Below are 14,153 nucleotides of genomic sequence, written 5' to 3'. Positions count from 1 at the left end.
CCCTTTATTATAACATGATTTTTAGTTTTTCTCCTCTTTATTTCCTTAACTCTTTCAATCAAAATCCCAAAAAACTCCGGTCTTTATCAAGCTTAAAAAAAAGCTAAACACCAGTCGATAACTCTATCCCTTTCCAACAAGACCTAGCCAACATTTTAAAATATCTTCTCTTTATGCTACACTATTGATATGGAACATCATTTTAATCATCGAGCAGAATCTTTCGATTCTCCCAAAAATCAATTTCTAGCAGACCTTGTAAATGCAGAGATCAAGCAACAAGTCCCTGAACTATCTACCAAATCAATCCTGGATTTTGGAGGAGGAACTGGACTTATCGCTCTTCCTCTAGCCAAACAAGCCAAGTCAGTGACCTTGGTTGACATCGCAGAAAAAATGCTGGAGCAAGCTCGTATCAAGGTTAAAAACCAAAAACTTGAAAATCTACACTTGATTCAACAAGACTTAGTGCTTAAGCCATTAGAGCAAACATTCGATCTCATTATCGTTAGTCGTGTTCTTCATCACATGCCTCATCTTGATTCTAGTCTAGCTATGTTCAAGGAACATTTGACTCCCGGAGGACAACTATTTATCGCTGATTATACCGTACCAGATGGAGAAAACCATGGCTTTATTATTTCGGAACTTGAGGAGACTCTTAAAAATCATGGCTTCTCAGACATTCAGACCCAAATACTTTATAGTTCCGACAATCTTTTCCTTGATAAACCTTCTCAACTATTTCTCACATCGGCGATAAGATAATCACTTCTTAGAACAAGCGCTGAAATAATTCTACTTCATTTTTTCTTCAGTAATCAAGCTTTTCTGTCTACTTCTTTCCAACTATTTCTATTATAAAAACTCTCCTTAAAAATAAGGAGAGTTTCTTATTACCAAAGAATTCCCTTATAGGATAAAAGAAGAGCTAGGAATAATAATCCGTAGAAGAACATAAAGAGCCACTTTAATGTCACACATAGAGCTACAAATTCACGGATAAAGGCTGATATTATTTCTGTAACAAGATACATCTTCTTCTCCTTTATCTAATTACATTTCATCATAATTAGCTAAAAATAAAAAGAGGACCTTAGGTCCTCTTATCCTTCTATCCTACTCTCTGCATCTGCCACAACTTGAGCAAGACTGGTTTGGCTTAATTCTTCTTCCATGGCTTCTTGAATTTTATCTAACTTTTCATCTAAAACCCCATGGATATTGGCTCCTACTGGACAGTCAGGATTAGGATTATCATGGAAACTAAAGAGTTGTCCAGTCTTTCCAAGGCATTCCACCGCTTGATAAATATCCAAAAGACTGATATCCTCAAGATTTTTGATAATCTCTGCCCCTCCAGTTCCACGCGCGACAGAAATCAAGTCTGCTTTTTTCAGTTGAGACAAAGTTTTTCGGATAATAACAGGATTGACTCCTACACTGCTAGCTAGAAAATCACTGGTTACTTTACTTTCCTTCCCTTTTAGGGCGATAATAACTAGCATATGGGTTGCGATGGTAAATCGACTTGAAATTTGCATGCAGTCCTCCTTTTTCGTTAACTAAACTCATTCTTCTCTTATATTTATTATAGCTTCTATAGTTGTAATGTCAAGAGTTACGACTAAGCCAATCATCCAATTCTGCATCATGTCCTTCATTTTGAGCAATTTCATGGAGTAATTCTTGATTATGAGTGTGGTGAATTCCATTGACTAAGCTTTCATAGTAAATTTTATAGTAGGGCAACTGTAACTCTCTAGCCAGCTGCAATTCTGCCTCAACATCATAATCAACACGACGAAAGTCTACATCCTTCAATCCTTTGTCATCAAATTCCAAAATCATATATTGGGCCCGCAAGTCCTTACGTAGATTTGCTGATAAAAAGAAGGGTTGCCCAATCGAACCTGGATTCAAAATAAGTTGCCCACCACTTCCATAACGTAGAAATTGCTGGTGGATATGCCCATAGATGGCAATATCGCAGTCAGGATTAGTCACCAAACGGTCAAAATCCTCCTGCTTGCCAAGATGAATCAGTTCTCTTCCCCAATTTTTATCTGGCAAATGGTGGCTTATCCCTACCTTCAGATTTCCAAACTGGCGGTGGATGTGCATGGGAAATGCCTGTAGAGCTTCAATTTCATCTAGACTAATTTCTTCCATAATATACTGGCATTGACGCAAGAGGTAGCGATGACTGGGCCTACTCGTATCTAATTTTCGATGAGCAGCTCGCCACAAACTCTCTTCCCAATTCCCCAAAACTCGAACCGTAATTGGCAAACCTTCCAATCGTTGGAGAATGTTTTTTCGACCGGTTCCTGGCATGAGAATATCTCCCAAAAGCCAATATTCCTCAACTCCTGCCTTTTCCGCATCTGCGTGAACTGCTTCCAATGCTCCTGTGTTGCCATGAATATCTGAAAGTACCGCAATTTTTGTCATATGATCCCCTCTTGCCTTCTATCCTTTAATTATAACACTCTCAAAATCAAAGTCAAAAAGCCTCATTTTTGCTATCATGTTTTACTTTACTTTTTTAGTGAAAAGGATTACAATGAAGGTGATAAGAAATAAGGAGGTTTTTGCTATGACACAACGTTACGAAAACATCATGGTAGCAGTCGACGGTTCAAAAGAAGCTGATTTGGCTTTTGTCAAAGGAGTTCAATCAGCAGTGCGTAACCAGGCTAAATTAACCATTGCCCATGTCATTGATACTCGTGCTCTTCAAAGCATTTCAACATTCGATGCAGAAGTTTACGAAGAGTTACAAGTCGAGGCACAAGAGTTGATGGCAGAATATGAAAAGCGTGCAAGAGACGCTGGTCTTAAAGATATTCAAGTTGTCATCGAAATGGGAAATCCTAAAACTCTTTTGGCTAAAACAATCCCTGACCAAGAACACGTTGATTTGATTTTGGTTGGAGCAACAGGACTTAACGCCTTCGAACGGTTGCTTGTCGGCTCTTCATCTGAATATATCCTTCGCCATACAAGCGTTGACCTTCTCGTCGTTCGAGACAAGGATAAAACTTTATAATGAGAAAAAAAGAGGTCGGGAAAATCCCGACCTTGCTTTTTATTAGTGATAGCCTTTTATACAGCAAGGACTATATTCGTCAAAAAATCCTAAACTAATCTGTAAAGTAAAGGAGAGGATGTTCGAAAATTGACAGCGGTTTCAAAGAGTGGTATACTAAAAGCAACTGAGAATGTAATCACAGTTTAGAAAAGGAGACTCATTATTTTGCCACTTGTTATAGACGACTTGGCATTCTTACGTCTAAGGGTATCATACATTTTGTTTTGAAACTACTTACTCCATTTTCCTAGTTCTCTATTAACAATCCCTCGGGAATATGAGACCTTCGTTAACTAAATTAGCTAACCTCATCTATCATAGTAGCACTTTTCAAAGTTACTAATTCCGTATTCTTCTATCTTGAAGATGATAGATTGTTGTACACCTCCCTAAAATGTTACAATAATCTATGAGTTTAATTCGAAAGGATTGTATATGTCAAAAACAAAGAAAATACTTTTACTTATTTTCTGCATTCTTATCTTGACAGTCTTCCTCCCCATCTTGGTTGATTACCAACAAGCAAGTGACCTAGGCATTCAATTGTTTAGCTGGAGAGAATGGAGTTTTGCTACATTCATTTCTAAATACATCTTTTGGGGGACATTAATCCTATCAGTATTAGTTTTATCATCAATCCTAGTTATACTATTTTATCCTAAGCAATATCTGGATATTCAATTAGGTACTAAAGATGATAAGCTTAAACTAAAAAATTCAGCTATTGAAGGGTTCGTTAGATGTGTTGTTGATGATTATGAGTTGATTAAAAATCCAACTATCCGTGTAAATGTCAGAAGAAATAAATGTTTTGTTTACGTGGAAGGTAGAATAATTACATCAGACAACGTCTCTACTAAGTGCCAGTCAATTCAAAATGAAATAACTCAAGGATTAAGGCAGTTTTTTGGTCTTGACCGTGAGGTAAAACTTGAAGTTTTGGTTAAAAACTATCAACCTCCAACTCAACACAAAAAAACTGCAAGTCGTGTAGATTAAGGAAGTGAAAAGATGGAATTACTTAAAAAGTATCAGTATCCAATTTTATCAGGCTTAATAGGTATTATTCTAGCTTGTTTAATTATTTCCTTTGGTTTCTTCAAAACACTATTTGTTTTGATTTTCGGAGCTTTAGGAATTGTAATTGGATTATATATCCAAAAAAACTATATAAATAAATAATAAGGAGTCGCATATGTCAAACTTGGAAAAAAACGTTTCTACAGAAAAAAATGAATCTACTGCTACTACTCATGAAGTAAAAGGAAGCCTTACTTATGAAAATAAGGTTATCCAAAAAATTATTGGTCTAGCATTAGAAAAAGTACCTGGTCTTTTGGACGTTGATGGAGGATTTTTCTCTAATTTAACTGAAAAAATTATTAACACAGATAATGTTACTCGCGGAGTTAATGTCGAAGTCGGTAAGACACAAGTTGCTGTCGATTTGAATGTTGTTGTAGAATACAAAATTAACGTTCCTGAACTATACAACAAAATTAAAGAAGTTGTCACTTCTGAAGTTTCACAAATGACAAATCTTGAAGTTGTTGAAGTAAACGTGAACGTTGTTGATATCAAAACAAAAGAACAATTTGAAGCAGACTCAGTGAGTCTTCAAGATAGAGTAATTGACGCAGCAGAGTCAACAGGTGAATTTGCATCCGAACAATTTGAAAAAGTTAAAACTGGTTTCAGTAGTGGTGTATCAACTGCTAAAGAAAAAGCAAGTGAAGGTGTCGAAGCTGTAAAAGATGTAACATCTAAAGAAAAAAGTCGTGTAAACTAGCTCCAAAATCTAATATGAACAAAACTACCTATTGAATAAATCCAATAGGTAGTTTAATTTTTCATCTTGGAGCTTCTAACTCATTCTATTTTCTCTTTCCTTATGACGTTCATAAGCCTTGATTTGGCGCTCTATTTCCTTTTTGATTGCAGGCTCTGGAGCGTACTTTTCTTTCCAGTTATCTGGTTTCAAGATTTTGTGGGTTACTGGATCAAAATGAGCCTTACCATCTGGGAAGATTTTACCCATGTTTGCTTGATGGACAATCTCAAAGATTCTCTCGGGGTCTACCCCCATTAAAACGAAACTTCCATAAGTAAAGTAGAGCGTGTCAATCAAAGCATCCACTTGACCAACGAGGGTTTTCTCAGCTGGTGTTGACTGAGATACTTTTTCGGCAGCTATATCAAGTGCCTGGTGCAAATCTTGTACAGCTTGTTGAAATTCCTCTTCAGAATTGCTTGCAGCACGGACAAATTCAACTAACTCTTCAATCTTAAAGCTAGAACGGTGGGTCGCCCCTTGCAAATCCCAAGCTATTGGTTCTTCTTGAGTTCGCTCGTCCATCATATGATGGAAGGTTTTAACCTTGTTAAAATGATAGTCACGACTGACAAAGACTTTTTCAGAAGACAAAACTCCAAAATATTCCAAAGCCTTATGAATCCCATCGTTTTGGTTGCTGGCAGTAATATGCTTGGCAACTTCTTTTACGCTGCTGCTACCATTTCCCATGGCAACAGACATCCCAACACCAGCCAACATTTCCAAGTCATTATCTGAGTCCCCAAAGGCCATGACTTGATTGAGATCAAAACCATACTCTTTCCCGACACGACGGATACCCTCTAACTTAGAATTTCCTTGATTGATAATATCGGCCGCGAATGGATTACTTCTGGTGAATTTCAAATGATTTAATACTTCAGCAGCATGGTTTGTCTCCTCAGGCGTCATCAACATAAGCACCTGATAGATTGGCTGATTGATTAAGTCCAACAAATCATCTTCCTTCTGAGGAAGGGCCTTACTGACCATACGATTAAAGGAATGACTAACAGTACGAGTCAAAAATTTAGGTACAAATCGACTAACTAGCTGTGAAAGAGGGCTGAGTCCAAAGGACATAATCCGAGAACCGACAACGTCTTGTCGCGTTCCCATGGCAATCTCTTTTCGATTTTCCTTGGCATAAGAGATGATTTGTCTGAGACTTCTCTTATCAATAGGGCTAGCAAAAAGAACACGATCTTTGTTAAAGATATATTGGCCATTGTAGGTTACTGCAAAATCCAGGTCCAAATCGTCCATCAAATCCTTAACAAAAAAAGGTCCTCGCCCTGTTGCCACCCCAACAAGCACCCCTTGTTCTTTCACAATCTTGATAGCTTCCTTAGTGGACTTCAAAACACTCTTACTGTCATTTACAAGCGTTCCATCAATATCAAAAAACACAGCTTTGACTTCCATTCTATCTCATTCCTTTCTTTTATGATACAATGATTATACCACATTTCAGAAAAAGTGAGTGAATCATGACTAAGAAAATCCTTGTTTTACATACTGGTGGCACTATCTCCATGCAGGCAGATGAATCTGGAGCTGTAAGGACTAGTGCTGATAACCCTATGAATCATATCTCTAATCCTCTCGAAGGTATCGAAGTCCATTCCTTGGATTTTTTAAATTTGCCTAGTCCACACATCAAGCCTAAGCATATGTTGGCCCTCTACCAAAAAATTAAACAAGAGGCATCGGCCTATGATGGTGTTGTTATTACACATGGGACAGATACCCTAGAAGAAACGGCTTATTTCCTCGACACCATGGAAGTACCTCATATACCCATCGTCCTGACAGGTGCTATGAGAAGCTCCAATGAACTGGGAAGTGATGGTGTCTACAACTATCTTAGCGCCTTACGCGTTGCGAGTGACGACAAGGCTGCTGATAAGGGTGTACTGGTCGTTATGAACGATGAAATTCACGCCGCCAAATATGTCACAAAAACGCATACTACTAACGTTAGTACCTTTCAAACACCAACTCATGGACCACTCGGGCTCATTATGAAGCAGGAAATTCTCTACTTCAAAACGGCAGAACCTCGTGTTCGTTTTGACCTTGAGAGCATTAAAGGATTGGTTCCTATTATCCCTGTTTATGCGGGCATGACCGATGAACTTCTCGATTTACTTCCTGTTGACCAACTAGATGGATTGATTATTCAGGCTTTTGGCGCTGGAAATGTACCAAAGGAAACAGCTGAAAAATTAAAGTCTCTCAGTCAAGCAGGACTTCCTATTGCACTAGTCTCACGTTGTTTCAATGGGATTGCAGAACCTGTTTACGCCTACGAAGGCGGTGGTGTTTGTCTTCAGAATGATGGTGTATATTTTGTAAAAGAACTAAACGCTCAAAAAGCACGACTGAAGCTTCTTATCGCAATCAATGCTGGACTTAAGGGCGAACAACTCCAAACATATATGGAAGGATGAGAAAAAACCAGGGAATCAGCTAGATTCCTGGTTTTTTATTACTTTTTGCGAGTTGATTTGCGTTCTGTCAAACCGTGAGGGAGAAGGACTTCACGTTCCTCCAATTCTTCCTTATGCATAATTTTAGTCAACATACGCATACTAATCGCACCTAAATCATACAAGGGTTGTGCGATAGTTGTAAGGCTTGGTCGAGTAAAGCGAGCGATTTGAGAATCATCACTCGTAATGATTTCAAAGTCTTCTGGGACTGAAACTCCATGATCAGCCAAGCCGTTCAAGAGACCAGCTGCCAATTCATCACCAGTCACAATCGCTGCAGTTGCTTTTGAAGAAACTAAGCGCTCTGCCAAAGCATAACCATCATCATAGCGATATTTAGATTCAAATACAAGTCCTTCACTATAGTTGACTCCTGCTGCTTTCAAAGCTTCTTTGTAGCCAACCAAGCGAATTTTACCGTTAATATCATCTACCAACGGGCCACTCACAAAGGCAATTTTTTTGTTACGCTTCAACAAATGGCGAACAGCATCCGCAGTAGCATTCTTATAGTCAATATTAACACTTGGAAGCTGGTGTTCTACATCCACTGTTCCTGCAAGAACTACAGGGGTACGTGAACGTGAAAACTCTGAGCGAATTTTCTCTGTCAAGTGATAGCCCATAAAGATAATACCATCAACTTGTTTTGAAAAGAGTGTATTCACTACTGCCACTTCTTTTTCATCATCCTCATCACTATTCGCAAGGACGATGTTATATTTGTACATCTCTGCAATATCATCAATCCCTTTTGCTAACGCAGCAAAATAAGTGTTCGTGATATCTGGGATGACAACCCCAACAGTTGTTGTTCGTTTGCTTGCCAAGCCACGAGCTACTGCATTTGGACGATAGTCTAGGCGATCAATCACCTCTAGAACTTTCTTACGAGTGTTTTCTTTGACATTCTTGTTGCCATTGACTACACGACTGACAGTTGCCATTGAAACCCCTGCTTCTCGAGCAACGTCATAAATTGTTACTGTATCATCTGTGTTCATACCGTTTCCTTTCTAATGTTGAAAATTTTGTTTTCATGTTTACACCACTACTAGTTTACCACTAATTGTAAGCATTTTCAAGGGATATATAAACTTTCTTTGAAAAAAATGTATCAAAAATCATATTTTCTGAAATTAGTTTACTTTTCTTGATTTTTAGGCCAGTTTGCAGTATGATAATAAAAAATTAAGCAGGAGGAATGGATGGCTTTTACGGATTCTCATAGACGTTGTGCCAGCTTTGGTGTGGTAACCAATCTCCCAGACGATGTGATTGACTCAATCTGGTACATTATTGATCATTTTTTAAAGCATGTTTTTGAATTAGAAGATGAGTTGGAATTTCAGCTCTTAAACAGTAACGGTTCCATCACCTTCCGTTTTTCAAGTGAGCATCTACCGACTACGATTGACTTCGATTTTAATCATCCTTTTGACCCATTATACCCACCGAAAGTACTTGTTATGGATATGGACGGTAAGGAAACCATCCTCCTACCTGAAGAAAATGACCTATTTTAAAAACTCTAGCCTTCTGACTAGAGTTTTTTTAATAAATAGAACGACTGACCACGATACCACTCGGTTTTTTAAATTCTAAATCAAGATAGTCCTGATAAGTCCCAGGGACGATAAAACCTTGGGGACTCAGGATATCAGTTCCAGCCTCTCCAACAATAGAGTCGGCCAATAGAACACAGTTTGTACTGAGAACAAAGTAGGTTTTAAATTTAGATGATGTGAACTTATAGAGGGTTGCATCAGCCTCGTGTTTCAGCTGATAAGAGTAGGTATGTTTGACCTCTCCTTCCCTTCTTTTCAGTAGTTGTGAACTTGGCTCCCAAGGTATCAAGAGGCTTTCTATCTCTCTCAATCGTTCTTCGATGGCTTTTTTCTGTTGTTGAGACAGGCTTAAACCATAGGTGAATAGGGTCTTCTGGCTTTCTCTCTTACAAAGTTCAATATATTTTTCACGATTGGCCTTAAATAAAACCCCGTCGCCAATTGTACCAAACAAGCGCTCTGAATGTGGGTCATAAGAGCCGTAGGAAATAACCTGACCTTGATAGCAGATATCTACATGACCCATGGCCAAGAAGAAAGATGATTCTGAAGTATGGATGAAAATTTCTAAATCAACAGATTTTTCATTTTTTCTCTCCAAATGCACTTCGCTTTCTTCCGTCTGATGAGTAGATAACCTTTCATTCCATCGTCGTAAGGTGCTGATGGGAATCAAGGCTGTCATAAATATAGGCAGGGTCATTCTCATTCTACGCTTGAGCTTAGGATTGCTTCTCCCTTTTTCAAAAAAGAATCCATCTCTGAGGCTGCTTGCCCCCAACATAATCAAGTAAAAACCAAGTAAGAGTAATTCAAAATTTGTCGCATCATGAAAAGGAGAAATACTATAGAGACCAAATCCCATCATCCATACAGCATCAAATAAGTAATTAATCCTTGGATGAATATGATTTTTCCGGTATAGTAACCAGGTAATCAGACTGATTAGGCCTGTAAAAATCTGATAACTTCCAATGAGGATAACCAAGATATAGAGAGCGATGTCCTGTAAGATGACTGAATCAAATAGGATGACTGCAAGAAAAAGCTTGGCTAGAGTTACAAATATGTTTTCTCTACGGGACTTTTCTTGAAACCATCGCGTCAATAGTTGCCAAACTGCCGACAAGAAAAAGTAGGCCATCAGGAGTTGGTAACCCAGTATCGGAACTACCTGCCCAAAACAAACTAAGAGAAGGCCTAAGACAATAGCTACAAGACCTTCCCCTATACTTTTCCATTTACTATAAGTTTCAGAAACCTTGGCCATTTTCTTTCTCCAATTGAAGATATAAGTGACGAATCGGTTGTCCTAGGACTGGATGGATGAAATGAGGCGCTATTTCTTGAAGTGACTCTAGGACAAAAAGACGCTCAGCAAGATAAGGATGCGGCAAGATGAGGTCATCTGTATAAATAACTTGATCCTCTACAAAGAGCAAGTCCAAGTCAATCAAACGAGGTCCCCAATGCACTTCTCTAACCCGACCCATTTCTGCCTCAATGTCCAACAAGGTTTCTAACAAGATTGGAGTCGGCAGCCAAGTTTCGACTTCAACCACCTGATTGGCAAAACTATCTTGTTCTACACCACCCCAAGGCTCAGTTGTAATCACACTAGATTCTTTGAGAATACGAATCCCTCGAGTACGCATCTTGCCAAGAGCTAGTTCGAGATTAGCCGTCTTATCCCCCATATTGCTACCTAGAGCAATAAAGGCTCTTTGTTTGCGGCGATGGATGGTTACTGAACAGGTGTCTAGTGGTAGATGAATAGGCGCCCATGGTTTTTTGAGTTCCAGTTTAATTTCTTGAACTATTGGATAGGTTTCAAAAGTGCGCTCTACTAGTTTGTAGGCAACTGTTTCAATCAAGTCTTCAGTGGTTTCCTGAAACCAAGTCGTCCATTGCTGACAGAGCTCGCCATAATGGACAGAAGCTTCCAAATCTAAGTCCGTAGCAGCCTTGGTCATATCATAGGATAAGCTTGCATCAATGATAAATTTTTGGCCCAGTTCCTTCTCACTCGGGAAAAGACCATGATAGGCAAAAATTTCCAAATCCTTAATGCGCAATTGATCCATAACTAGTCCTTTCTAGAAAAAATCGTTTGAATCGATTTTTATAACCCCATGAGACGGTATGCTTGATCTCGAAGATCTTTATCCGTTTCAAACACTCCACGAGCTACTGTTGTCAAGGTTGCAGTTCCTGGTTTTCGAACACCACGCATGCTCATACACATATGCTCTGCTTCAATAACAACGAAAGAACCTTTGGCACCTAGATAGTCCATCAAAGCATCTGCCACTTCGATATTCAAGCGTTCTTGAATCTGTGGCTTTTTAGCATAAACTTCAACTGTACGTGCTAGCTTTGACAAACCTGCCACACGTCCGTCTGGAATGTAGGCGATATGAGCTTTCCCATAAAATGGCAAGAAGTGATGTTCACACATGGTATGGAAAAAGATATCCTTTTCTACTACCATATTGTCATCAATAATTTCAAAGGATTTTGACAAATGCTCCTCCGCAGTTTGACCAAGTCCTGAAAAAATCTCCTGGTACATGCGAGCTACACGTGCAGGAGTTTCCTGCAAGCCTTCGCGGTTAACATCTTCACCGACCGCTTCGATAATCATTTTTACAGCTGTCTCAATTTTTTGTGTATCCATTTTCTAGTTTTTCCTCTCCATTAGATAGGCTCTCACCTGGTTCAAGAAATACAAGGAGCCCGTTACTATCCTAACTGTTTTTTTCTCTTCATTTTCTGTCATTTTTTGGTCTAGAAATGCCTGCCAACTTTTGTAGTTTAGATTTCTAGAATAAGCTACTTTTTTCAGTATTTTTTCGTCTGTCGCTCGACCGTCATCAAAGTGAGTCAATGTCAGCTCAGTATCTGGCAAAGTTTCTAACAAGTCTAACATATCCTCCAAGGCCTTGGTTTTGATACATGTAAAAAGTATTTCCTTGTGATAATCAGCAAATCGTTCTTGCAATGTTTCTACCAAAGCCTTGATAGCATGGGGATTATGGGCCCCATCTAAAATCATCAAAGGGCTTCTAGAAACAACTTCAAAGCGTCCTGGCCAACTTGTTTCTTCTAAGGCTTGAGCCACTATATCATTCCTTGCCAATTCTCGTCCACTCTCCTGGCAGTACCTATCTAGTAAAGCTAGTGCCATCCCAGCATTCTCTACTTGGTGCAAACCCAGCAATCCTGCCTGAAAGCGACCTTGTCTAAGCGGGCTTGTATAGTCAAAGACTTCTCCCGTCCCCACACTCCCTTGATGACTGACTTGATAATCTTTCCCATAAACAAGCCTAGGAGCCTCTTTCGCTTTCGCGATTTGGTTGATAACTGCTAAGGCTTCTGGGACAATATTTCCTGTTACCAGGGGAACTCCTTGTTTGATAATTCCAGCTTTCTGCTCCGCGATAGCTTCCAAGCTATCCCCTAGTAGAGCTACATGGTCCAACCCAATGGTCGTAATACCTGTTAAGATAGGCTGACAAACATTGGTACTATCCAAAAGTCCACCCATACCTACTTCCATAATGGCCACATCGACTTGCTCAGAAGCAAAATAGTCATAGGCTATAGCAGTGATAATCTCAAACTCTGTCGTTCCCTGCAAATCATGAGCATGCTCCCCCTCAAGTAGTGAGCGATAGTCTACCATCAAAGTCTCTAATCTTGCTTCTGGGATAGATTCCTCATTAATGGCAATCTGATCGGTATAATGAATCAGATAGGGTGAGCTAAAGACTCCAACTCTTAGCCCCATCTTTACCAGTATATTCTTCAAAAAGGCTATAGTAGACCCCTTACCATTGGTTCCTCCGATATGGATAACCTTGAGTTTCAGATGGGGATTGCCACGTAGAGCTAATAGCTTCACCATCCTCTCCAAACCAAAATGCGGTTGGTCTGTCCGATAGTTAGCTATCCACTGATTCGTTTCGTTTTTATTCATCTTATTTATACTGTTTCAGGTTTAAATTTTCCGCATCATCTGCCAGACGAATGGCTGATGCGATTTCGACTGCCATCTTGTGGCTGGCTACATCGTGTACGCGCACCACTTCTACACCCTGCCTAGCAGCGATACTAGTCACATGAGCTGAAGCCGTATCACGATTGCGGAAGCCTTCTTCAGTTTCCGGGTTTACTTCAAAACCATTTTCTTCCAGAATATTGATGACAAAGCGCTTACGAGAGACTCCTAAAAAGATAGGATAGCCCATCTCGTGTAATTTATCAAGGTCACGTAGAAGTATGAGGTTTTCCTTTTTGGTCAAGCCAAAGCCAATCCCAGGATCCAGCATGATCTTTTCTTTCGAAATTCCTGCTTTTTCCGCTCTTACTAGAGCACGGTCAAAGAAAGCTGTCATCAATTCTTCTACTGGTAGTTTTTCAAACTCATCTAAGTCTTCCTTTGTAAAAGGCTCTCCAAAGCCAAAATGAGGGAAGATAAGTGAACTAGGGTGCTGAGGGCGTGCCATTACTGGATTAAACATGATGACTACCTGAGCTCCAGCTTTGGCAACCACTTCCGCCATCTTCTCATCCCCCATAAGACCTGTAATGTCATTGACTATATGGGCCCCAGCCTTTAGAGCTGCTTCTGCAACTTGACTTTTCCAAGTGTCTACCGAAATCAAAACATCACTTTCTTGACGGATAGTCTCAATGACTGGGACGACACGTTGGATTTCCTCTTCAATCTCAACATAGCTACTTCCAGGTCGAGTAGACTCTCCACCGATATCTAAAATAGTGGCACCTTCAGCAATCAATTTTCGAGCCTGTTTTAAGGCTTCTTCAATAGCAAAGAATTGGCCCCCATCAGAGAAAGAATCTGGGGTGACATTGATAATACCGCAAATAGCTGTTTTTGTATGATTGTCTCTTTTTTCCACGATTATTACTCAAATTTCATTTAGATTGGTATTCCTCTATTTTACTGTTTTTTTTTGATTCTGTCCAATTATCCCTCGGGACTCTCAAACTTTAAAAGAGCGCAAAAAAAAGAGAGTGGGACAGAAATCAGTAATTCGTTAGAATTCGATTTCGTCGTCCCACCTCCGCACAGCTTCAACAGTCTGGGAGACTGTTGAAGGTTGCAGATAAAGGAAACATAGTTTCCGTCAACATAG

General features: G+C 39.4%; 17 protein-coding genes. 7 read left to right on the top strand and 10 right to left on the bottom strand.

The genetic code is table 11. The annotated features are described in order from the left end of the window. Positions 1 to 189: 189 nt before the first annotated feature. On the top strand, positions 190 to 768 hold the full coding sequence (locus QM923_RS05075) for a class I SAM-dependent DNA methyltransferase (protein WP_414291103.1): 579 nt from the start codon (positions 190 to 192) through the stop codon (positions 766 to 768). Between the two features lie 128 nt (positions 769 to 896). Here QM923_RS05075 and QM923_RS05070 read toward each other — a convergent pair whose 3' ends face one another. The 3 genes from QM923_RS05070 to QM923_RS05060 form a co-directional block, all read right to left on the bottom strand. After that, on the bottom strand, positions 897 to 1,037 hold the full coding sequence (locus QM923_RS05070; RefSeq protein WP_414291284.1) for a hypothetical protein: 141 nt from the start codon (positions 1,035 to 1,037) through the stop codon (positions 897 to 899). A gap of 69 nt (positions 1,038 to 1,106) precedes the next feature. Next, on the bottom strand, positions 1,107 to 1,544 hold the full coding sequence (locus QM923_RS05065; protein WP_247912820.1) for an Rrf2 family transcriptional regulator: 438 nt from the start codon (positions 1,542 to 1,544) through the stop codon (positions 1,107 to 1,109). 70 nt (positions 1,545 to 1,614) lie between these two features. Continuing rightward, positions 1,615 to 2,454: a metallophosphoesterase family protein gene (locus QM923_RS05060; RefSeq protein ID WP_414291102.1), complete on the bottom strand. Its 840-nt coding sequence runs from the start codon at positions 2,452 to 2,454 to the stop codon at positions 1,615 to 1,617. A gap of 145 nt (positions 2,455 to 2,599) precedes the next feature. Here QM923_RS05060 and QM923_RS05055 point away from each other — a divergent pair, with 145 nt between their 5' ends. From QM923_RS05055 to QM923_RS05040, 4 genes are all read left to right on the top strand, one after another. Then, entirely contained in the window at positions 2,600 to 3,052 is a 453-nt protein-coding gene (locus QM923_RS05055; RefSeq protein ID WP_414291101.1) for a universal stress protein, read from the top strand. A gap of 477 nt (positions 3,053 to 3,529) precedes the next feature. Then, positions 3,530 to 4,093, top strand: a complete 564-nt coding sequence (gene amaP, locus QM923_RS05050) for an alkaline shock response membrane anchor protein AmaP (protein ID WP_281137677.1) — start codon at positions 3,530 to 3,532, stop codon at positions 4,091 to 4,093. A 12-nt stretch (positions 4,094 to 4,105) separates the two neighbouring features. After that, a complete protein-coding gene (locus QM923_RS05045) occupies positions 4,106 to 4,276 on the top strand; it encodes a DUF2273 domain-containing protein (RefSeq protein ID WP_006144923.1) in 171 nt (56 codons plus the stop codon). A 13-nt stretch (positions 4,277 to 4,289) separates the two neighbouring features. Then, complete coding sequence (locus QM923_RS05040) at positions 4,290 to 4,883, top strand: Asp23/Gls24 family envelope stress response protein (RefSeq protein ID WP_414291100.1); 594 nt, start codon at positions 4,290 to 4,292, stop codon at positions 4,881 to 4,883. A gap of 75 nt (positions 4,884 to 4,958) precedes the next feature. Here QM923_RS05040 and QM923_RS05035 read toward each other — a convergent pair whose 3' ends face one another. Beyond that, entirely contained in the window at positions 4,959 to 6,353 is a 1,395-nt protein-coding gene (locus tag QM923_RS05035; protein WP_414291099.1) for a Cof-type HAD-IIB family hydrolase, read from the bottom strand. Positions 6,354 to 6,418: 65 nt separating this feature from the next. Here QM923_RS05035 and QM923_RS05030 point away from each other — a divergent pair, with 65 nt between their 5' ends. Further along, positions 6,419 to 7,381 (top strand): asparaginase, encoded by a 963-nt coding sequence (locus tag QM923_RS05030; protein ID WP_414291098.1) that lies wholly within the window; start codon positions 6,419 to 6,421, stop codon positions 7,379 to 7,381. Between the two features lie 38 nt (positions 7,382 to 7,419). Here QM923_RS05030 and ccpA read toward each other — a convergent pair whose 3' ends face one another. Then, positions 7,420 to 8,427: a catabolite control protein A gene (gene ccpA / locus QM923_RS05025; RefSeq protein ID WP_004251755.1), complete on the bottom strand. Its 1,008-nt coding sequence runs from the start codon at positions 8,425 to 8,427 to the stop codon at positions 7,420 to 7,422. A 204-nt stretch (positions 8,428 to 8,631) separates the two neighbouring features. Between ccpA and QM923_RS05020 the strand changes: the two genes are divergently transcribed. Next, the gene (locus QM923_RS05020) at positions 8,632 to 8,949 is read left to right on the top strand and encodes a DUF960 domain-containing protein (RefSeq protein ID WP_004251754.1); all 318 of its coding nucleotides are present in this window, start codon (positions 8,632 to 8,634) and stop codon (positions 8,947 to 8,949) included. A 28-nt stretch (positions 8,950 to 8,977) separates the two neighbouring features. Here QM923_RS05020 and QM923_RS05015 read toward each other — a convergent pair whose 3' ends face one another. From QM923_RS05015 to folP, 5 genes are read right to left on the bottom strand one after another with little or no spacing between them, the layout of a single operon-like run. Then, entirely contained in the window at positions 8,978 to 10,261 is a 1,284-nt protein-coding gene (locus QM923_RS05015; RefSeq protein ID WP_414291097.1) for a DUF308 domain-containing protein, read from the bottom strand. Continuing rightward, positions 10,245 to 11,075, bottom strand: coding sequence for a dihydroneopterin aldolase (folB, locus tag QM923_RS05010; RefSeq protein WP_414291096.1), 831 nt, complete (start codon positions 11,073 to 11,075; stop codon positions 10,245 to 10,247). The genes QM923_RS05015 and folB overlap by 17 nt, the downstream gene beginning before the upstream one ends. A gap of 38 nt (positions 11,076 to 11,113) precedes the next feature. After that, positions 11,114 to 11,668 (bottom strand): GTP cyclohydrolase I FolE, encoded by a 555-nt coding sequence (folE, locus tag QM923_RS05005; protein ID WP_414291095.1) that lies wholly within the window; start codon positions 11,666 to 11,668, stop codon positions 11,114 to 11,116. 3 nt (positions 11,669 to 11,671) lie between these two features. Further along, on the bottom strand, positions 11,672 to 12,970 hold the full coding sequence (locus QM923_RS05000; RefSeq protein ID WP_414291094.1) for a bifunctional folylpolyglutamate synthase/dihydrofolate synthase: 1,299 nt from the start codon (positions 12,968 to 12,970) through the stop codon (positions 11,672 to 11,674). A gap of 1 nt (position 12,971) precedes the next feature. Further along, a complete protein-coding gene (gene folP / locus QM923_RS04995) occupies positions 12,972 to 13,916 on the bottom strand; it encodes a dihydropteroate synthase (protein ID WP_414291093.1) in 945 nt (314 codons plus the stop codon). Positions 13,917 to 14,153: the final 237 nt, after the last annotated feature.

Source organism: Streptococcus infantis, assembly GCF_047463275.1.
GTDB classification, from domain to species: Bacteria; Bacillota; Bacilli; order Lactobacillales; family Streptococcaceae; genus Streptococcus; species Streptococcus infantis_AF.
This window is presented reverse-complemented; position numbering and strand designations above follow the sequence as displayed.

What these genes read in the sequence shown, in the direction of transcription:
- QM923_RS05075 (WP_414291103.1), top strand. Translation starts at nt 190, where the DNA reads ATGGAACATCATTTTAATCATCGAGCAGAATCTTTCGATTCTCCCAAA.
- QM923_RS05070 (WP_414291284.1), bottom strand. Translation starts at nt 1,037, where the DNA reads ATGTATCTTGTTACAGAAATAATATCAGCCTTTATCCGTGAATTTGTA.
- QM923_RS05065 (WP_247912820.1), bottom strand. Translation starts at nt 1,544, where the DNA reads ATGCAAATTTCAAGTCGATTTACCATCGCAACCCATATGCTAGTTATT.
- QM923_RS05060 (WP_414291102.1), bottom strand. Translation starts at nt 2,454, where the DNA reads ATGACAAAAATTGCGGTACTTTCAGATATTCATGGCAACACAGGAGCA.
- QM923_RS05055 (WP_414291101.1), top strand. Translation starts at nt 2,600, where the DNA reads ATGACACAACGTTACGAAAACATCATGGTAGCAGTCGACGGTTCAAAA.
- amaP (WP_281137677.1), top strand. Translation starts at nt 3,530, where the DNA reads ATGTCAAAAACAAAGAAAATACTTTTACTTATTTTCTGCATTCTTATC.
- QM923_RS05045 (WP_006144923.1), top strand. Translation starts at nt 4,106, where the DNA reads ATGGAATTACTTAAAAAGTATCAGTATCCAATTTTATCAGGCTTAATA.
- QM923_RS05040 (WP_414291100.1), top strand. Translation starts at nt 4,290, where the DNA reads ATGTCAAACTTGGAAAAAAACGTTTCTACAGAAAAAAATGAATCTACT.
- QM923_RS05035 (WP_414291099.1), bottom strand. Translation starts at nt 6,353, where the DNA reads ATGGAAGTCAAAGCTGTGTTTTTTGATATTGATGGAACGCTTGTAAAT.
- QM923_RS05030 (WP_414291098.1), top strand. Translation starts at nt 6,419, where the DNA reads ATGACTAAGAAAATCCTTGTTTTACATACTGGTGGCACTATCTCCATG.
- ccpA (WP_004251755.1), bottom strand. Translation starts at nt 8,427, where the DNA reads ATGAACACAGATGATACAGTAACAATTTATGACGTTGCTCGAGAAGCA.
- QM923_RS05020 (WP_004251754.1), top strand. Translation starts at nt 8,632, where the DNA reads ATGGCTTTTACGGATTCTCATAGACGTTGTGCCAGCTTTGGTGTGGTA.
- QM923_RS05015 (WP_414291097.1), bottom strand. Translation starts at nt 10,261, where the DNA reads ATGGCCAAGGTTTCTGAAACTTATAGTAAATGGAAAAGTATAGGGGAA.
- folB (WP_414291096.1), bottom strand. Translation starts at nt 11,075, where the DNA reads ATGGATCAATTGCGCATTAAGGATTTGGAAATTTTTGCCTATCATGGT.
- folE (WP_414291095.1), bottom strand. Translation starts at nt 11,668, where the DNA reads ATGGATACACAAAAAATTGAGACAGCTGTAAAAATGATTATCGAAGCG.
- QM923_RS05000 (WP_414291094.1), bottom strand. Translation starts at nt 12,970, where the DNA reads ATGAATAAAAACGAAACGAATCAGTGGATAGCTAACTATCGGACAGAC.